This window comes from Rhizobium sp. R693 (assembly GCF_002211315.1).
Classification (GTDB): domain Bacteria; phylum Pseudomonadota; class Alphaproteobacteria; order Rhizobiales; family Rhizobiaceae; genus Rhizobium.
In genome coordinates this window covers 184423-204263 of record NZ_LOKY01000005.1, presented here as the reverse complement: position 1 = coordinate 204263, position 19841 = coordinate 184423, and the positions used below count along the sequence as shown (strand labels likewise).

Here is a 19841-nt window from a genome sequence, read left to right as displayed (position 1 = left end):
AACTATCTCGCATTGGTTGCATAGCGTTGTATTGCGTAAAAATGAAATCAAACCACTTGACCGAAACGATTTCCCTGTCCATGTCGAAGGACCGGTTATCTTGGCACGGCTGGGATTCCATCTGCTTATCCACCGGCCTGGCACGTTTTTTTAGAGAATCATGATGAATGTTGTAGTGGTAGAATCGCCTGCCAAGGCAAAGACGATCAACAAGTATCTGGGCTCCGGATACAAGGTGCTCGCCTCTTTCGGCCATGTCCGCGATCTGCCTGCCAAGGACGGCTCGGTTCTTCCTGATCAGGATTTCGAGATGCTGTGGGAGGTCGACGGTGCGTCGGCCAAGCGTCTGAAGGACATCGCCGATGCGGTGAAGTCGTCCGACGGCCTGTTTCTCGCGACCGACCCGGATCGCGAGGGTGAAGCGATTTCGTGGCACGTCCTCGACATGCTGAACAAAAAGCGCGTCTTGAACGGCAAGACGGTGAAGCGGGTCGTTTTCAACGCGATCACGAAGAAGGCCGTCCTCGATGCCATGGCCGAGCCACGCGACATCGACGTGCCGCTGGTTGATGCGTATCTCGCCCGCCGTGCACTCGACTATCTCGTCGGCTTCAACCTGTCGCCGGTTCTGTGGCGCAAGCTGCCCGGCGCGCGTTCGGCTGGTCGCGTCCAGTCAGTAGCGTTGCGCTTGGTTTGCGATCGCGAATCCGAAATCGAGCGCTTCCTCTCCGAGGAATACTGGAACCTTTCGGCTCTCTTGAAGACGCCGCGGGGCGACGAATTCGAAGCAAAACTGGTTGCAGCGAATGGCAAGCGGTTGCAGCCTCGCACGATCGCAAATGGCGAAGAAGCCGGTAAGTTCAAAGCGCTTCTGGAAGGCGCAACCTATGTCGTCGACACAGTCGAGGCAAAGCCGGTCAAGCGCAACCCGGGACCACCCTTCACAACCTCTACGCTGCAGCAGGCCGCCTCCTCGAAGCTTGGCTTTTCGGCGTCGCGCACCATGCAGATCGCCCAGAAGCTCTATGAGGGCGTCGATATCGGCGGCGAGACGGTTGGTCTGATCACCTACATGCGTACGGACGGCGTTCAGATGGCGCCGGAAGCCATCGATGCGGCACGCAAGGCCATCGTCGATCAATTCGGCCAGCGCTACATGCCGGAGAAGGCTCGCTTCTATTCGACCAAGGCCAAGAATGCACAGGAAGCGCACGAGGCGATCCGCCCGACCGATTTCAATCGCTCGCCGGACCAAGTCCGGCAGTTCCTCGATGCCGACCAGCTGAAGCTTTACGACCTAGTCTGGAAGCGCGGCATCGCGAGCCAGATGGCCTCGGCTGAGATCGAACGCACGACGGCTGAAATCACCGCCGACAACGAAGGTGAGAAAGCCGGTCTGCGCGCTGTCGGTTCGGTGATCCGTTTCGACGGCTTCATCGCCGCCTATACCGACCAGAAGGAAGATGGCGAACAGAGTGATGACGGTGAGGAGGATGGTCGTCTGCCCGAGATCAACGCTCGCGAAAACCTCGCCAAGCAGAAGATCAATTCGACCCAGCACTTCACCGAACCGCCGCCGCGCTATTCGGAAGCATCGCTGATCAAGAAGATGGAAGAGCTCGGCATCGGCCGTCCGTCAACTTACGCTGCGACGCTGGCAACCCTGCGCGATCGCGAATATGTCACCATCGACAAGCGCAAGCTCATCCCGCAGGCCAAGGGCCGGCTGGTGACGGCCTTCCTCGAAAGCTTCTTCACCAAGTACGTCGAGTACGATTTCACTGCCGATCTTGAAGAGAAGCTAGACCGGATCTCGGCCGGCGAGTTGAACTGGAAGCAGGTTCTGCGCGATTTCTGGAAGGACTTCTTCTCCCAGATCGAGGATACGAAGGAGCTTCGCGTCACCAACGTCCTCGATTCGCTCAACGAGGCACTGGCGCCGCTCGTTTTCCCGAAGCGGGAAGATGGCGGCGATCCGCGGATCTGTCAGGTCTGCGGGACGGGCAACCTTTCGCTGAAACTCGGAAAATACGGCGCCTTCGTCGGCTGCTCGAACTATCCGGAATGTAACTATACCCGCCAGCTTTCTTCCGAAGGCGGTTCGGAAGCCGAAGGCGTTGCGCTGAACGAGCCAAAGAACCTCGGTACCGATCCGGTGACCGGCGAAGAACTCACGCTGCGTTCGGGACGTTTCGGTCCCTATATTCAGCGTGGAGATGGCAAAGAAGCAAAGCGCGCGTCATTGCCGAAGGGCTGGAAGCCCGAGGACATCGATTATGAAAAGGCGATGGCGCTGATTTCGCTGCCGCGCGATATCGGCAAGCACCCGGAGACCGGCAAGATGATTTCCTCCGGCATCGGTCGCTACGGACCGTTCCTGCTGCACGATGGCGGTTACGCCAACCTTGAAAGCGTCGAAGACGTCTTCTCGATCGGCCTCAACCGCGCTGTGACGGTGATCGCCGAGAAGGCGAACAAGGCACCTGGCGGGCGCGGGCGAACGGCAGCAGCGGCGCTGAAGGAGCTCGGCGAGCATCCCGACGGCGGCGCTATCACCGTCCGCGACGGCAAGTACGGTCCCTATGTGAACTGGGGCAAGGTCAACGCGACGCTGCCGAAGGGCACTGATCCGCAGGCCCTGACCGTCGAGGAAGCGCTGGCGCTGATCGCCGCCAAGGCGGGCAAGGCGCCGGCTTCGAAGAGCAAGGCAAAACCGAAGGCGAAGGCTGCCGCAGCTGAAACCAAGACGACCAAGACCGCCGCCAAGCCTAAGACGGCGAAGGCCAAGGCGCCGGCAAAGACGAAAAAGAGCAAAGAGTGAGCAAAATCCCGCGGGAAAGAATGAAGGGCGTGGGCAAGCGTCCCGGCAAGATCGGACGCGCCAGCCAGCAACCCGCAGCCGAACCGCTGAATATCGCTCACGGTACGCTGCCCTCCCGCGAAGTGATTTTGCGATTCATCGCCGACCATCCGCAGAAGGCGTCGAAGCGCGAACTAGCAAAGGCCTTCGGCCTGAAAGGAGAAAGCCGCGTCGAGTTGAAGCACCTCCTGCGCGAACTGGAGCAAGAAGGAATGCTTCAGAAGACGCGCAAGTCGCTGATCCGGCCGGGCGCACTGCCGCCGGTCACGGTGCTCGACATCACGACGCGCGACAAGGACGGCGAACTGATCGGTCGTCCGGCGGAGTGGCCTGATGATCAGGGCGTTGCACCCGCCGTCGCCATCCGCCAATCGACGTCTCCGGCTGGGCGCAACGGCAAGGGCAAGGCCCCGGTTGCCGGCATGGGTGATCGGATCCTGGCGAAGATCTTTCCGGCCGCCGATCGCGGCGGGCCGGCCTACACGGCGCGCATCATCAAGATTTTGGACAAGCGCCGCGGTGCGCTGCTCGGCGTGTTCAAGGATGCGCCAGGCGGAGCCGGTCGTCTGCTTCCGATCGACCGGCGTGGCGAGGAAATGGTGATCGACCCTGACTACAAGGGCGAAGCCAAGGACGGCGATCTTGTCGAAGTCGAAGTCGCCCGCCTCGGCCGCTTCGGCCTGCCACGGGCGAAGGTGCTGTCGATCATCGGTTCCGTTGCATCGGAGAAGGCGATCTCGATGATCGCCATCCATGCGCACGGCATTCCCTACATATTCCCGCCTGCCGTCGTCGCCGAAGCCGACGATGCCAAGCCCGCGACGATGTCGCATCGCGAGGACTGGCGCGATGTCCCGCTGATCACCATCGATCCGGCGGATGCGAAGGACCATGACGACGCCGTTTATGCGGAGGCGGACCCCTCGCCCGACAATCCGGATGGGGTCATCGTTACCGTCGCCATCGCCGACGTCTGCTATTACGTGCGGCCGAATTCGCCTCTCGACCGCGAAGCGCTGAAGCGCGGCAACTCGGTCTATTTCCCCGACCGGGTCGTGCCGATGTTGCCGGAACGGATCTCGAACGATCTCTGCTCGTTGAGAGAAGGTCAGGATCGCCCGGCGCTTGCCGTTCGCATGGTGTTTTCGAAGGAAGGCCGAAAAATCGGCCATACGTTCCACCGCGTCATGATGAAGAGCGCCGCAAAGCTCTCCTATCAACAGGCGCAGGCGGCGATCGACGGCAAGCCGGACGACAAGACCGGCCCGCTTCTGGAGCCTATCCTGAAGCCGCTCTGGAATGCCTACAGGATCATGACCCGCGGCCGCGAGCGCAGGCAGCCACTTGAGCTTGACATGCCGGAACGCAAGATCCTGCTGAAGCCTGACGGCACAGTAGATCGCGTCTTCGTGCCGCCGCGCCTCGATGCGCACAAGCTCATCGAGGAAATGATGATCCAGGCCAACGTCGCGGCTGCCGAGACGCTGGACAAGAAGCGGCAGGTCCTGATCTACCGCATCCATGACGGGCCGACACTGGCGAAACAGGAGGTGCTGCGCGAGTTCCTGGCGACGCTTGGCATTTCGCTCGCCAAGGGCGGCAACATGCGCGCCAACAATTTCAACATGATCCTCGCCAAGGCGGACGACACTCCGCATCAAACGATGGTCAACGAGATGGTGCTGCGCTCCCAGAGCCAGGCAATCTACAGCCCGGAGAATATTGGGCATTTTGGCCTGAACCTGATGAAGTACGCGCACTTCACCTCGCCTATCCGGCGCTATGCGGACCTGATCGTGCACCGTGCGCTGGTTGGCTCGCTCGGCTTTGGTGAGGGCGGGATCACGCCCGATGAAGAAGCCGCGCTCGACGACATTGCCGCCGAGATCTCGACGTTCGAGCGGCGTGCGATGGCCGCCGAGCGCGAAACGGTGGACCGCCTGATTGCGCATCATCTTGCCGGCCGCGTCGGCGAGGAATTCGAAGGACGCGTATCAGGTGTGACGAAATCGGGACTATTTGTCACTCTCCCGGACTATGGAGCAGACGGCTTCGTTCCTATATCTACGCTCGGAACGGACTACTTCATCTATGATGAGGCGCACCAGGCGCTGTCTGGCGAAAAAACCGGGCTCGGATATCGCCTCGGCGACGGTGTCACGGTCAAGCTTGCAGAAGCCATTCCGCTTGCCGGTGCGTTGCGCTTCGAGATGATCAGCGAGGGGCGAAAAATGCCCACCGCTGTACGTTCGTTCCATAAGGCGGGCCGGCGCGACGCCAGCCGGGCGCGCAAGCAGGCCGGAACAAGGCCGCCAAGAGGGCGGCGATAGGCGTGTAGGGACGCCGCGAAAGGAAACGAACGATGACGACCACCTCGACCGACCAGGCAATCCGTTATGGAGGAAGCGAGGAGGTGGAACGCCCGCTCGGCCGTTCTATCAAGCGTGGCATGCTGAACACCTGCCCCGCATGCGGCAGTGGCAAGCTGTTCAAGAGCTTCCTGAAGCCGGTGGACAATTGTGCTGCTTGCGGCGAAGCAATGTACCACCATCGCTCGGACGACCTGCCGCCATACCTCGCAATCGTCGTTATTGGCCACCTCATCATCGGCGGCTACATGGCAACCGACCTCGTTTGGCCAATGCCACTCTGGCTGACATTCGCCATCTGGACGCCCATCACCCTGATTGCCACGCTGCTGATCATCCAGCCGATCAAAGGCGGCGTCATCGGCTTGCAATGGGCATTGAAGATGCACGGCTTCGGTGGTCACACCGACGATCACGACGCCTACGAGATACCGGGCCGCAAACGCTAGGCGTGCCCGCCCTGCCCCTTCACCTTCACGACACAATTGACGTGTAGTGGCACGCCCAACGGTGCTGCGGCTCCGCGGGGCGAAATCTCATGCTTATTCGGTAAGGTTCTTTGACGATACCCATTCAAGATCATCCAGGTTATTGCCGCCAGCGCATTTCATCTTGTAAAGCACAGCCGTCACTTGGATTTGGCATGACTGTGCCTTCCTATGGTGCTTCGCGGTGAGCGATTCTGTGCAGCAGGTCTCTAAGGATGCGTATATGTCTCAGCCGCGAAACGGCACCACACCAGGCGATGTCGAAGAAATTCATTGGCCTTCGCTGGTGGCAGCCGTCTCGTCCATCTCAGCCGTCGGCATAGCAATCGGTCTCGGACTTCCGCTCCTCAGCATCATTCTCGAAAAACGCGGCATTCCCTCAACGCTTATTGGACTAAACACGGCAATGGCCGGTGTTGCCGCGATGGCGGCTGCGCCCATCACCACGAAGCTCGCGCACAAATACGGTGTCGCCCCGACCATGATCTGGGCTGTCGTGATTTCAGCGATCAGCGCACTCGGCTTCTACTACGCCCAGGATTTCTGGATGTGGTTTCCGCTGCGTTTCGCCTTTCACGGCGCGACAACGACGCTGTTTATCCTGTCGGAATTCTGGATCAACGCCGCCTCGCCGCCGTCGAAGCGTGGGTTCGTCCTTGGTATCTATGCGACCGTGCTGTCGCTCGGGTTCGCAGGCGGGCCACTGCTCTTTTCGATTCTCGGCAGTGATGGCGTGCTGCCCTTTGCGGTCGGCGCTGGCGCCGTTCTATTGGCCGCCATTCCGATCTATATCGCGCGGTACGAAAGCCCGGTTCTCGAAGAGAAGCCGGAGTTGCATTTCATGCGCTATGTCTTCCTCGTGCCAACCGCAACCGCTGCTGTCTTTATCTTCGGTGCCGTTGAGGCCGGCGGCCTCGCGCTGTTCCCGATCTATGCCGTGCGCGCCTCCTTTACCGAAGCGCAGGCCGCCCTGCTGCTGACGGTTATGGGAATCGGCAACGTGATCTTCCAGATTCCGGTCGGCCTGCTTTCGGACCGCATGAGGGACAAGCGCCCGCTGCTGGCCGCGATGGCCTTCATGGGCCTGATCGGCGCGCTGATGCTGCCCGTCCTCGTGCACAGCTGGATCCTGATGGCCACCGTGCTGCTCTTCTGGGGCGGGTGCGTCGCAGGCCTCTATACCGTGGGTCTCAGCCACCTGGGTTCACGCCTGACAGGTTCCGATCTTGCGGCAGCCAACGCGGCCTTTGTATTCTGTTACGCCGTTGGCACGGTGGCCGGGCCGCAGGTGATCGGCGCAGCCATCGACGTTGCCGGCAATAACGGTTTTGCCTGGGCTATCGCGGGATTCTTCGGGCTTTATGCCCTGCTTTCCGCCGTGAGGCTGCTTTTCCTCCGAAAGCGGGCTTGACTTTTCGGGCGGGATTCGTAGTTTCGCGCCAGAATTTGCCGTGGAGCCTATCCGGCCTGCCACGGCTTTCATTTTATTAAAGGCAGGACGACCATGGCCAAGGCTACCACAATCAAGATCAAGCTGCTGTCGACGGCCGACACCGGTTTCTTCTACGTCACGACGAAGAACAGCCGTACGATGACCGACAAGATGACGAAGACCAAGTACGACCCGATTGCTAAGAAGCACGTCGAGTTTAAGGAAACCAAGATCAAGTAATCGCTTGATCTGATGTTTTTCAAAAAGGCGCGCGCCCACCGGCTGCGCGCCTTTTTGTTTGCCGGCTTTACCGCTGGTTTCAATGCCCAAAAACAGAATCGCCGTCCTCCCGGAAATGCGGAAAGGACGGCGTTTTCTTGAAAGGGGGTCGACCGGCAAGCAACGCGGCACGAGGAACCGCTTAATGTTGCAAACCAGCCGACCGACCCCACGACCCAGGAGATGCGGCGGACCTGAGCATCATGGGGTATCTCGGACTCCTCACAGGGAGTGCTTATCTCTTATGGTCCGATAATTTGCTCGAAAATGAAAGAAAATCAACAAATTCTTAATGGTTAGATTTCCGAGGTTGATTCTATGGTTAAAAGTACCGCTTTAGGACAATTTCTAGACCTTCGATTCGGTCCTGACAGCAAGAATAGCGCCAAAGTTGGCAAGGAACGCCACAATATAGACCAATAGTGTTAGTTGCTGACGCTACAGACCAGGACTTGAACATTACCTGCACATAGCCGAATGCCGGCTAAACCTGACGCATGATCACATTTATCGCGCACCTGCGCCGACAATTGCTTAGAGCGATAGATTTCGAGCAAGCTGGAATGCAATCGACTGGCCGGCTTTCTACTCGAACTACTTGATTCCAGCACCTCGCCGCATAGCTGTGGATGACGCGAAAACCGGACTAAAAGGCCCGCTCAGGCGGCGGCAACAACCCGATTTCGACCGCCCGTTTTTGCCTCGTAGAGTGCCAGATCCGCCTGCTTCATCAGCTGCCCCGGCGTGATGACCGATGAGATCCGCGACGATATGCCGAAGGAGGCAGTCACGCTCAACTCCTGCCCCGATGACTTCAGCTGGAACGGTGTCGTTTCGACCACAGAACGCAATCGCTCCGCGACGGTCGCGGCCACCTCGGGCGAGGTGTCGGGCATCACCACCACGAATTCCTCACCGCCGTAGCGGCACGCAAGATCGGCGCCGCGGACGGTGGAGCGAATGCGGTTCGCGAACTCCCGCAGTACGTCATCCCCGGCGTCATGCCCATAGGTGTCGTTGACCTGCTTAAACCGATCGATATCTGTAATCAGCACAGATAGCGGACGCCCGCGCGCCATCGAGCGATTGAACAGAGTGCTCAGGTGATTATCCAGGTAGCGGCGGTTGCTGAGCCCGGTCAGCGGATCCGTGACGGCAAGCTCGATTGTCTGCTTGACACTCGCGCGCAGGCGATCGTTGTAGCGCTTGCGGCGCATCTGGGTGAGGCTACGTGCCACAAGTTCGTTGGGATCAACCGGCCGAACGATATAGTCGTTGACGCCGAGCTCGAGCGCCCGGATCACCATGTCATCGTCGCCCTGCTCGGTGATAATCAGGATCGGCAGAAAACGCGTGCGCTCCAGCGAACGAAGCTGTGAGCACAGGCGCAGCGGATCGTAGCCGTCGAAATTGGCGTTGACGATGACCAGTTCAAACGGACTTTCCGAAGCCTCGAAGATAGCCGCCTGCGGATCGGAGATTGCGGAGACATCGGCGACGGGTTTCAGCGCCTTGATGATGCGTTCCTGGGAACTGGCACGCCCATCGACCAGCAGCACCTGGCCTGATTCGTCGCCCCGGCCCTCGCTCGAGCGCAGAAGCTCATCGATCCCCATTGTATGGGCGGTTTCCGCGCGAATGCGCAATTCGTCGCTGAGCGTCTTCAGCCGCAAGAGGCTCTTAACCCGCGAAATCAGCTGAAGGTCATTGACCGGCTTGGTGAGAAAGTCATCGGCGCCAGCCTTCAGGCCACGGACTCGGTCGGACGACTGATCCAACGCCGTCACCATGACGACGGGTATGTGCGAGGTCTTGGGATTGGCCTTCAGGCGCTCGCACACCTCGAAACCGTCCATCCCCGGCATCATGATATCGAGAAGGACAAGATCGACCTGGTTGCGCTCGCATGTTGCCAGCGCTTGATAGCCGTCGCTCGCGGTCAATACGTCGAAATACTCGGCCACCAGCCGCGCCTCAAGCAACTTGACGTTGGCCGGAATGTCATCAACCACCAGAATGCGCGCAGTCATAGGCTTCTTTCCGATGCGTCAGGCATCGCCCAGATAGGTCTTGATCGTCTCAATGAATTTGGGAACTGAAATGGGTTTGGAGACATAGGCCTCGCAACCGCCCTGGCGGATGCGTTCCTCGTCCCCCTTCATGGCAAATGCCGTAACGGCGATAACAGGAATGACGTGCAGGTCATCGTCTTCCTTCAGCCATTTGGTGACCTCGAGACCAGAAACTTCGGGGAGCTGAATGTCCATCAGAATCAGATCGGGCCGGTATTTACGCGCGAGATCGAGCGCTTCCATGCCGTTTCGGGTCTGGATTGTCGTGTAGCCAGACGCCTCGATGAGGTCGCGAAAGAGCTTCATGTTGAGCTCGTTATCTTCTACAATCATCACCTGCTTGGGCATGACACGCGTCCTACGTCCGTTCTGGTACCGCTTCCCCGCATGAAGAAGACTTCTGCGATGGCATGGTTCCATAGAACCGATGGCTGCACACTATCGGTATTTGGTTGAAAAATAGGTAACTTACCCAGAGAAATGCAAAGCAACTTCAAGACTTCGAAACAACTCGCAGCCGATCCGCAGCAGACCGCGATCGCCGTTCTTGCCTGGCTTGCCAACGAACCGGATTTGTTCAGCCGCTTCCTTGCATTGACCGGCGTCGAGCCCACACAGGTCCGCCACGCGATCAACGATCCCGGGTTTCTTTCGGGCATGATGGATTTCATCATGCAGCATGAGCCGACGGCGATGGCCTTTTGCCAGGCGACCGGCACCGCGCCCGACGCTTTGAATGCGGCATGGCTGCACTTTTCGCCACCGGGACTTGGGTCGGGAGAATATTGAGCATGAATATTGCTACCAACGTTAGCCAGGTGCGCCTCCGCGACCGGCCCTTGGTCGTCTGCGACATCGATGAAGTGGTTCTCGAGTTTCTCACTCCGTTTACGGCTTTCCTGCGCTCGCACAGCTATGACCTCCTGCCACGGTCGTTCCGCCTCTATGGCAACATCGTCTCTCTGCTCGATGGCAGCGAGTTGGATAAAGCGGCGGTCGATTCGTTTGAGGAAATATTCTTCGCGAACCAGCACATCTGGCAGAAGCCAGCGGAAAAGGCCGTCGAAACACTGCAGTCGCTTTCGGCCGACGCCGACATCGTCTTCCTGACCGCGATGCCACCTCGGCACCATGGCATCCGGCGCGAATTTCTCAACCAGCTTCACCTCTCCTTCGACCTGATCGCCACGGAAGAGGCCAAAGGACCGGTCGTTGCGAGGCTCCATGATCGCCGAAGCCTCCCGGTCGCCTTCATCGATGATATGCAACGCAATCTCCTTTCCGTTGCCGATCATGTGCCCGACTGCCTGCTCCTGAGCATGATGGCCAATGCCGATTTCAAGCCATTCGCACCACCGCCAGTTGGCAACATCGTCGCGGCTACTGGTTGGGACCATGCCGCTGAGCTGCTAAGGGCACATTTCGCGGCGGATGTTCTTACGAGCGCAAATCCAGCCGCATGAGCGGCCGACCATCCTTTCTCTTTGCCACGGTTTCAAATCCAGCCGCATCGAAAATCGCGGTCGATCCGGTACAGAGCGTCACCGACTTCGATTGCTTGACGTGGTCAATCGGACAGCCCTCGATGTAGCGGGCACCGTGGCGCCGCGCATGGTCGACCGCACCCGCGAGCAGACGATGGCTGAGCCCCTGCCCCCGCAAACGAGACGTCAGGAAGAAACAACTCACGGCCCAGAATGACGGATCGTGCGCATCCTCGTCTTTCACTGGCCGGGACACGGTTCGCGGCGAATTGAATTGCGGCACGTCGTACCGTGGCCCGACCTGAACCCAGGCGACCGGCTCGTCATCGGCGGCATAGGCCAGGATGCCAGGCGGCGGCCCAACGGCGATCCGACCGAGCATGTGCGATTTTCGCTCATCCGGCTCCATCTTCGTGCGGACGGCATGAGGCAAGCGAAGCGCAACACACCAGCAATCATAAAAGGCTCCTCGGGGACCGAAAAGCCGCTCGAAGTCACTCCAGCGGTCTGCGGTCACCGGCTCGAAACGGAGATCGATATCCAATGCAAACCTCCCAGCCTGTCTTGAGTCTCAAAAGCTTAGAGGCTAATGTTGCAATGTTCAATCTTTGTTCTTGCCATGACACCTGCCTACGCCAAGACACCCGGCTTCTGTCGCGACTGCCTTGCCGAGCAGAAAGCTGAAACGCGCCGTTGCGCTGCGTGCGGAAGTCCTCGTGTTGTGCGGCATAAGGAGCTCTACGAGCTGACCCTGGCGCACATCGATTGTGACGCCTTCTATGCAGCGATCGAGAAGCGTGACAATCCGGAACTCGCCGACAAGCCCGTCATCATCGGTGGCGGAAAGCGTGGGGTGGTCTCGACCGCTTGCTATATCGCGCGCATCCATGGCGTTCGCTCGGCAATGCCGATGTTCAAGGCTCTGGAGGCCTGCCCGCAGGCGGTCGTCATCAGGCCCGACATGGAAAAATACCTCAAGGTCGGACGGGAGGTCCGCACGTTGATGGAGGAGCTGACGCCGTTGGTTCAGCCGCTTTCCATCGACGAGGCGTTCCTGGAGCTTGGTGGAACCGAGCGGCTGCATCACGATCCGCCGGCGCGCACGCTCGCCAAGTTCGTTCAGCGGATCGAGAAGGAGATCGGCATCACCATCTCCGTCGGCCTTTCCTACTGCAAATTTCTCGCCAAGGTCGCGTCCGACCTGCAGAAGCCGAGAGGCTTCTCGGTCATCGGTCGGGAGGAGGCCGTTTCCTTCCTTGCGCCGCGACCGGTGACGACGATCTGGGGTGTCGGCAAGGCGTTTGCTGCAACGCTCGAGGCAGACGGCATCCGAACGATCGGCCAATTGCAGACAATGGAGGAAAGCGACCTCATGCGCCGATACGGCAGCATGGGGCAGCGGCTTGCACGCCTCTCGCGCGGCATCGACGACCGCGAGGTCCATTTGAACGACGCAGCAAAAAGCGTTTCGTCCGAAACGACCTTCTTCGATGATATTTCCCGCTATGACGAACTCGTCCCGATTCTCCGCACCCTTTCGGAAAAAGTTTCCTGGCGGCTGAAGAAGCACGATATCGCTGGTCGGACGGTAGTTCTGAAAATGAAGACGGCGGACTTCAAGTTGCGCACCCGCAATCGCAAGCTCGAAGACCCGACCCAGCTTGCCGACCGGATATTCCGTACGGGGCTGGAACTCCTGGAGAAGGAGACGGACGGTACGAAGTTTCGGCTGATCGGGATCGGCGTGACTGATCTTTGCGATCCCGCGCGCGCTGATCCGCCCGACCTTATCGACGTACAATCGGGCCGCAGGGCAGCCGCCGAAGCTGCAATGGACAAGCTTCGCGACAAGTTCGGAAAAGGCACCGTCCAGACCGGATACACCTTTGGCGGCAAGCGCGATCACTAGTATGTGAGCCTGCTTCAACCTCCGTTATTTCAAGTTTTCCTTAAGCTTCGGCGGCTAGGCTGGTGCTTCAAGTATTGCGTATCGGTTGAGTCATATGTTGTCGCGTCTCGTTTTAGGCCTCGGCTTGCTGTCGGCCACCGCGCTCGTGTACCCGGCGGTTGCCGCGGATTCACGCACGCTGCAGATCTTCGTATCGAAGGATGCGCAGTCGCTTACGCTCTATAATGGCACCGAGGTCGTGGCGACCTCGAAGGTGTCGACGGGGAAACCTGGCCATAGCACGCCGAGTGGCATCTTCTCGGTCATCGAGAAGCAGAAATATCACGAGTCCAATATCTATTCGGCTGCGCCGATGCCCTTCATGCAGAGGCTGACCTGGTCCGGCATCGCGCTTCACGAGTCCAATTCCGTACCGCGCTACCCTGCATCACACGGCTGCGTCCGCATGCCGGCAGCCTTCGCCAAGCAGCTCTACAAGATGACGACGATGGGCGTTCCCGTTGTCATAACCGACGCCGAACTCACGCCCGAACCGATCGATCACCCGATGCTCTTCCGGCCGGACGTGCCGGAACCTCCAGCACTGCTTTCCGACGCTTCGCTGAGGCCGGCAATCGGGCAAGCGCCCGTTCAGGTCGCCATGAACGAAGTCGCACTACCATCTCCTGATACGCCGGCGGCAACGGGGCCGACAAACGACACGCCGATCCGCATTCTCATAACGCGCCGCAGTCTCCGAGAGGAGGTCATCGACCTTCAGACCTACCTGAATGAGCTTGGCTTTGCCGCAGGTGAACCCGATGGTTTCCTCGGGTCGGCAACGCTGCAGGCAATCAGCGACTTCAAACTGAGGTATCCGGTGGAGCCCGCGGCAGAAAAGTCACCAACGAGTGACGCACTCATCAGGGCAGTCTATGCCGCGGCCGGCAAGGGAACGCCACCGAATGGCGTTATCCTGATCCGCCAGGGTTTTGAGCCGATTCTTGAGGCGCCGATCTCGATTGAGAACCCTGGACTTGCCCTCGGCACGCACTTCTTCTTTGTCCACAACGTCGATTTCGAAACCGGCTCGGCGGACTGGATGGGGGCAACGCTCCCCAACACACTCTCGCGCGCAACCATGACCCGGCTCGGCATCAGCAGCCTCGAAAGCTCGATCATATCAGGCACACCGATCGCCAACGCCTTGAGCCGTATCGATATTCCCGAGGAGACACGGCGCAAGATCGACACCATGTTGACCACGGGCTCGACACTGACAATCTCCGACACCGGCCTCGGAATCGAGACCGGCGAAGGAACGGACTTCATTACCCTTACGAAAGGCTGAGATCAGACCAGCTCGACGTCGATGACGCCCGGGGCTGCACGAAGGGCTGCGGCAATCTCAGGCGTGATGCGATATTTCTGCGGAAGCTCGACCTCCACCTCGCGCTTGCCTTCCTCCTTGATCACGATGAAGGAGACCAAGCCATCGCCCTTCGCATTCAGGTGCGCCGCAACCGCCCGAAGCGGCCCTGAATCCCGCACGTAGACGCGTAGGGCCTTCTGCATTTGTAGTGATTTCTCTTCAAGCGACTGGATGGTCTGCAGGCGAAGGCCAACGCCTTCAGGCCGCTCCTCCCCCGTCGCGGTGATAACGAAGGACTTTCCGGATTCCAGCACATCACGATACTGGTTCAGCATTTCGGAAAACAGCACGGCTTCGAACTGACCCGAGGAATCCGAAAACACGATGATGCCCATCTTGTTGCCGGTCCTGGTCTTGCGCTCCTGCTTGGAGATGACCGTCCCTGCAAGGCGGCCGTTACTCGCGCCCTGCTTCACCGCGGCCGAAAACTCGGCGAAGGTCTGGACCCGCATCTTCTGCAGAATGTTCTGGTAGCTGTCGAGCGGATGTGCCGTCAGGTAGAAGCCAAGGACCTGAAACTCCTTGAGCAGCTTCTCGGAGGCCAGCCATGGCGAAAACTGCGGTAGCGAGATTTTCTCCGGGCCAGACGACAGCGCGCTGCCGAAGATGTCCGACTGGCCGCTCAGCTTGTTTTCCTGCGCACGCTGCGCATAGCCCATGATCCGATCGAGACCGCCTGCGAGTTGCGCCCGATCGAGCCCGAAGCAATCGAAAGCACCGGCAAAGATCAGGCTTTCCAGCACACGCCGGTTCACCTGGCGCGGATCGATGCGCAGGCAGAAATCCTCAAGGCTTGCAAATGGGGTGCCGCCCCGGACCTCCACGATGTGGTCGACGGCTGATTCGCCGACTCCCTTCAGCGCCGCCAGCGCATAGTAGATCCTGTCGTCACCGGTTTCGAAGTGGCGGAACGAGGTCTGCACCGAGGGTGGGATCACCTCAATGTCGAGGCGCTTGGCGTCCTGGCGGAAGTCGTTCACCTTCTCGGTGTTCGACATATCGAGTGTCATCGACGCGGCAAGGAACTCGACCGGATAATGCGCCTTCATGTAGGCGGTCTGATAGGAGACAATCGCGTACGCGGCGGCGTGCGACTTGTTGAAGCCGTAGTTCGCGAACTTGGCGAGCAGCTCGAAGATGTTGTCGGCCTGCGGCTTAGACACACCGTTCTTGATGGCGCCATCGACGAAGCGCTCGCGCTGCTGGTCCATCTCCGCCTTGATCTTTTTACCCATGGCGCGACGCAGAAGGTCGGCTTCGCCGAGCGAATAGCCCGACAGGACCTGGGCGATCTGCATCACCTGCTCCTGGTAGACGATAACCCCCTGCGTTTCCTTCAGCAGATGGTCGATCGTCGGATGGATCGACTCGATTTCTTCCTCGCCGTGCTTGCGGGCATTGTAGGTCGGAATATTCTCCATCGGACCCGGACGATAAAGGGCCACGAGCGCGATGATGTCCTCAATGCAGTCCGGCTTCATGCCGATCAGCGCCTTGCGCATACCCGCACTTTCGACCTGGAACACGCCGACGGTTTCGCCACGCGAAAGCATCTCGTAGGTCTTCTTGTCGTCGAGCGGGATCGAAGCGAGGTCCACCTTGATGCCGCGCTTGGCGACGAAATCGACGGCGACCTTCAACACCGTCAGCGTCTTCAGACCGAGGAAGTCGAACTTGACGAGGCCAGCCTGCTCGACCCATTTCATATTGAACTGGGTGACCGGCATGTCGGAGCGCGGATCGCGATACATCGGCACCAGCTTCGACAGTGGTCGGTCGCCGATGACGATACCGGCAGCATGGGTGGAGGCGTGGCGGTACAAGCCCTCGATCTTCTGGGCAATATCGAGCAGGCGCGCGACGACAGGCTCCTTGTCGGCCTCCTCCTGCAGCTTCGGCTCCTCCTCGATCGCCTTCGACAGCGGCGTCGGGTTGGCAGGGTTGTTGGGAACCAGCTTGCATATCTTGTCGACCTGGCCGTAGGGCATTTCCAGCACACGGCCGACGTCGCGCAGTGCCGCGCGCGCCTGTAGCGACCCAAAGGTGATGATCTGCGCCACCTGCTCGCGGCCGTATTTGCGCTGCACGTAGCGGATCACCTCTTCTCGGCGATCCTGGCAGAAGTCGATGTCGAAGTCCGGCATCGAGACGCGTTCCGGGTTGAGGAAGCGTTCGAAGAGCAGCGAGAAACGCAGCGGATCGACGTCGGTGATCGTCAGCGCATAAGCGACCAGCGAGCCCGCACCCGAACCGCGACCCGGGCCAACGGGAATATCATGCTGCTTTGCCCATTTGATGAAGTCCGAAACGATCAGGAAGTAGCCCGGGAACTTCATGCGTTCGATAACGCTGAGTTCAAACTCCAGCCGCTCGCGGTAGTCTTTCTCCTCGTAGCCGTGCGACATGCCGAGCGTGGCAAGGCGACTATCCAGTCCCTCCTCCGCCTGCCGGCGCAGTTCGAGCGCCTCTTCGCGCTCCGCTTCCTCAGGGTCGGCCGTGGCGCCGGTGAAGCGGGGCAGGATCGGCTTGCGCGTCTTGAGGATGAAGGAGCAGCGCCGCGCGATCTCGATAGTATTTTCCAGCGCTTCCGGTAGATCGGCAAAAAGCTTCGCCATTTCGGCGCGGCTTTTCAGGTAGTGATCAGGCGTTAGACGGAACCGCGTATCGTCGGAAACGATCGCGTTGTGGGCAACGGCCATCAGGGCGTCATGCGCATCATAATCGTCACGGGTCGGGAAAAAGGCTTCATTGGTGGCGACCAGCGGCAAATCGTGCTTATAAGCAAGGCCGATCACCTTCTGCTCATGGCGCTTGTCATAGGTGCCGTGCCGCTGCAACTCGACGTAAAGCCGGTCGCCGAAATGACGCTTCAGCAGCAGAAGGCGTGCCTCCGCTTGAGCTGCATGTCCGTCCTTGAGCGCCATGTCGATCGGTCCCGTCAAGGCACCGGTCAGAGCTATCAGGCCTTCCGTTCCGATCTCGTCGAGCCAAGAGGCGCGAATGTGGCTCGATTGACCATTGCCCTCGCCGCCGAGATAGGCGCGGCTGACCAGATCCACCAGCCGCTCGTAACCAGCATCAGTCGCCGCCAAGAGGACCAGCGACGGCAGCTTGACGAGCACCTGCTGGCCGCCGCGCCGTTCCGGCTCAAGACCATCTTCCATGTCGATCGAGACCTGACAGCCAATGATCGGCTGCAGGCCCTCGTCCATGGCCTTCTGTGAAAACTCGAGGGCGACAAACAGATTGTTGGTGTCAGTGATCGCGATGGCCGGCTGGCTATCGCCCGACGCCTTATAGAGGATCTTCTTGAGCGGCAGTGCCCCTTCGAGGAGCGAATAAGCCGAGTGGACACGAAGGTGAACGAAGCCCGGCGTACCGCCGATGAAACCGCTTGCCGCGTCTTTCTCCGCACCCGCCATGACATGCCTTCCGATCACCTGAATCAAATCAGGTCTATTCTCAGCATCGGGGGGTCGATGTCCAGACAAGGGTTGCGTTCGGACCGCATGACAGCCATGCGGTCCCCGAAATTCTTACATTGCCATGCAGATCAGCGAGAAGCTGGCAACGAACATTGCGATGGAGGTGAATGCTGCGATATCACGGATCAAGTCAGTCATTTGGCTCTCCTGTTCTCTTATGTTTTCAATTTGTTCCGCTATTGTTCTATTGTCAACAGGATTCTTTTCCGCTCTGCTGGCCGTATGGCGATGGGAGAAAAGCATGTTTAAGTTTGTATTAATTGCGGGATTGGTTCTATCGACAGCGTTTACCGCTCGAGCCGAGCAGATCGACCCCGCGCGTATCATCGACGCGGCGACAGGTGATTGGGATGGCGACGGGAGTGCGGATCTCGCACTGCTGGTTGCACCTGAAGATAGCGCCAGCGACGATCAAATCGGAATCTACATCTATCTTCGTGATAGCGACCACGAGCTGCTGCGACTTTCCATGAGCGCGCCAAACAAGATTTGGGGCAGCACCAGCGCTGACGGCGTCTTCGGTCAGGAACCCTCGTTGAAAGCCGTCGGCAAGTCCTCGATCGCAATACATTCGCAGAACAGCGCCATCGGGCGCGACCGCTGGGACCAGACGCTGACAGTGGCTTATCGCAACAAACAGTTCGTTGTCGCCGGTTACACCTACAATCACTATGACACGCTCGACCCCAACGCCGGCGGTACCTGCGACTACAATGCATTGACCGGCAAGCTGCAGAAGAATGGCAAAGACATCAAGGCCGAGCCGCGCGTCATCCCAATCGTCCAATGGAATGACGACACAGGGCAAGCGATCTGTGGGCAATAGTCTTTGTTCTTATTCTGTTCTTTACAATTGGCACGGTTATTGAGAGGCTGCCGAGCTGGAGAACAAAGATATGGATATCGCCGCACTGAATAGCTTCATCGTCGAGGCAAAGGCCAATTCCTATGTCGGCGGCGGAAGTCCCGCGCCCGCGTGCCGAACAGGATCGCATGACATCGGTTATCAGCGCGGCCCATGGCGCTATCTCGACAGTTATTTCGGCGGCACCGATTTCGCCGGGCAGGAAGTGGTCTGGCTGGACAGCGAACCGATCTGGGCAATGAACTACTTCGGCCGCATCGTCGAGCATTCGCTGATCGACGGAGAACGGGCGGGGACTGTCATCAAGGCTGCGCTGTCAAAAATGTATGGCGAGTATCGACGCTTTCTCGGCGGTATGGAATTCGATCATGCCTTCGGTATCTATGCCGATCAAAGCATGGGCGACTGCAGCCATTTCAGCGGCCGCGAGGTAATCGTCGTGAACGAACGCAGGGCCTACGAACTGGACTACCGTGGCGGCCTCATCCACCCGTGATCAGAAATCCACGACCTTGCCGTCGGCGATTGTGACGCGCCGGTCCATGCGGCCGGCGAGTTCGTGATTGTGGGTCGCGATCAGCGCCGCCAGGCCGGATTGACGGACCAGCGCTTCGAGCGCGTCAAAGACGTAGCTCGCGGTTTCAGGATCAAGGTTGCCCGTAGGCTCGTCCGCCAAAAGCAGGCTTGGCGCATTGGCGACGGCGCGGGCAATCGCCACACGCTGTTGCTCGCCACCGGAAAGTTCCCCTGGACGATGCGCACCGCGATGACCGATTCGCATGTAGTCGAGCAACTGGCCAGCGCGCTCCTTCGCTTCCTTGCGCGGCAGCCCGGCGATCATCTGCGGCATCATGATATTCTCGATCGCGGAGAATTCCGGCAGCAGGTGATGGAACTGATAGACGAAACCGATCTCATTGCGACGGATCGCCGTGCGCTTGTCGTCCGGCAAACCGTCACAGGCGTGGCCGTTGATTGTCACCTCTCCCCCATCGGGATGCTCGAGAAGGCCGGCAACATGCAGCAGCGTCGATTTACCCGTGCCCGACGGCGCGACAAGGGCGACAATTTCACCGCTGTTCAACGTGAAGTCCACACCCTTCAGGATCGAGAGCAGCGTCTCACCCTGGCCGTAGTGGCGCTCGACGCCGGAAAGCTTGAGAACGGTAGTCCGCTTCATAAAAATA

At 59.4% G+C, this 19841-nt stretch carries 16 protein-coding genes; 11 read left to right on the top strand and 5 right to left on the bottom strand.

Going from position 1 to position 19841, the window contains the following annotated elements:
- Positions 1–163 precede the first annotated feature (163 nt).
- The 5 genes from topA to rpmG all read left to right on the top strand — a co-directional run bounded on the left by topA (position 164) and on the right by rpmG (position 7389).
- Complete coding sequence (gene topA, locus ATY79_RS07365) at positions 164–2821, top strand: type I DNA topoisomerase (protein WP_088691854.1); 2658 nt, start codon at positions 164–166, stop codon at positions 2819–2821.
- On the top strand, positions 2818–5190 hold the full coding sequence (gene rnr / locus ATY79_RS07360; protein ID WP_088691853.1) for a ribonuclease R: 2373 nt from the start codon (positions 2818–2820) through the stop codon (positions 5188–5190). Before topA ends, rnr begins: the two co-directional genes overlap by 4 nt.
- Positions 5191–5222: 32 nt before the next feature.
- Positions 5223–5678 carry a DUF983 domain-containing protein gene (locus ATY79_RS07355; RefSeq protein ID WP_088691852.1) on the top strand — a complete coding sequence of 152 codons (456 nt, stop codon included), beginning with the start codon at positions 5223–5225 and terminating at the stop codon, positions 5676–5678.
- 262 nt (positions 5679–5940) lie between these two features.
- Positions 5941–7128, top strand: coding sequence for an MFS transporter (locus ATY79_RS07350; RefSeq protein WP_088691851.1), 1188 nt, complete (start codon positions 5941–5943; stop codon positions 7126–7128).
- A 93-nt stretch (positions 7129–7221) separates the two neighbouring features.
- Positions 7222–7389 carry a 50S ribosomal protein L33 gene (gene rpmG, locus ATY79_RS07345; RefSeq protein WP_003587245.1) on the top strand — a complete coding sequence of 56 codons (168 nt, stop codon included), beginning with the start codon at positions 7222–7224 and terminating at the stop codon, positions 7387–7389.
- Positions 7390–8087: 698 nt separating this feature from the next.
- Here rpmG and ATY79_RS07340 read toward each other — a convergent pair.
- Both ATY79_RS07340 and ATY79_RS07335 read right to left on the bottom strand, forming a co-directional pair.
- Positions 8088–9458: a PleD family two-component system response regulator gene (locus ATY79_RS07340; RefSeq protein ID WP_088691850.1), complete on the bottom strand. Its 1371-nt coding sequence runs from the start codon at positions 9456–9458 to the stop codon at positions 8088–8090.
- 18 nt (positions 9459–9476) lie between these two features.
- Positions 9477–9848, bottom strand: coding sequence for a response regulator (locus ATY79_RS07335; protein WP_007531841.1), 372 nt, complete (start codon positions 9846–9848; stop codon positions 9477–9479).
- A gap of 132 nt (positions 9849–9980) precedes the next feature.
- Between ATY79_RS07335 and ATY79_RS07330 the strand changes: the two genes are divergently transcribed.
- Entirely contained in the window at positions 9981–10289 is a 309-nt protein-coding gene (locus ATY79_RS07330) for a DUF3572 domain-containing protein (RefSeq protein WP_088691849.1), read from the top strand.
- A 2-nt stretch (positions 10290–10291) separates the two neighbouring features.
- On the top strand, positions 10292–10963 hold the full coding sequence (locus ATY79_RS07325; protein ID WP_088691848.1) for a hypothetical protein: 672 nt from the start codon (positions 10292–10294) through the stop codon (positions 10961–10963).
- Here ATY79_RS07325 and ATY79_RS07320 read toward each other — a convergent pair.
- On the bottom strand, positions 10938–11528 hold the full coding sequence (locus ATY79_RS07320) for a GNAT family N-acetyltransferase (protein WP_088691847.1): 591 nt from the start codon (positions 11526–11528) through the stop codon (positions 10938–10940). The two genes, ATY79_RS07325 and ATY79_RS07320, sit on opposite strands and share 26 nt — an antisense overlap.
- Before the next feature lie 45 nt (positions 11529–11573).
- Between ATY79_RS07320 and ATY79_RS07315 the strand changes: the two genes are divergently transcribed.
- Together ATY79_RS07315 and ATY79_RS07310 are read left to right on the top strand one after the other, a co-directional pair.
- Complete coding sequence (locus ATY79_RS07315) at positions 11574–12893, top strand: DNA polymerase IV (protein ID WP_088703387.1); 1320 nt, start codon at positions 11574–11576, stop codon at positions 12891–12893.
- 94 nt (positions 12894–12987) lie between these two features.
- Complete coding sequence (locus tag ATY79_RS07310; protein ID WP_088703386.1) at positions 12988–14223, top strand: L,D-transpeptidase family protein; 1236 nt, start codon at positions 12988–12990, stop codon at positions 14221–14223.
- A 2-nt stretch (positions 14224–14225) separates the two neighbouring features.
- Here the strand turns inward: ATY79_RS07310 and dnaE are convergent, their stop codons facing one another.
- Positions 14226–17726, bottom strand: coding sequence for a DNA polymerase III subunit alpha (dnaE, locus tag ATY79_RS07305; RefSeq protein ID WP_088703385.1), 3501 nt, complete (start codon positions 17724–17726; stop codon positions 14226–14228).
- 304 nt (positions 17727–18030) lie between these two features.
- On the opposite strand from dnaE, the gene ATY79_RS07300 reads away from it, so the two are divergent.
- A complete protein-coding gene (locus tag ATY79_RS07300) occupies positions 18031–18615 on the top strand; it encodes a hypothetical protein (RefSeq protein ID WP_088691843.1) in 585 nt (194 codons plus the stop codon).
- A gap of 70 nt (positions 18616–18685) precedes the next feature.
- Positions 18686–19150 (top strand): DUF5680 domain-containing protein, encoded by a 465-nt coding sequence (locus tag ATY79_RS07295; protein WP_088703384.1) that lies wholly within the window; start codon positions 18686–18688, stop codon positions 19148–19150.
- Here the strand turns inward: ATY79_RS07295 and ATY79_RS07290 are convergent, their stop codons facing one another.
- On the bottom strand, positions 19151–19834 hold the full coding sequence (locus tag ATY79_RS07290; protein WP_088691841.1) for an ABC transporter ATP-binding protein: 684 nt from the start codon (positions 19832–19834) through the stop codon (positions 19151–19153). It lies immediately after the preceding gene.
- Between the last annotated feature and the right edge of the window lie 7 nt (positions 19835–19841).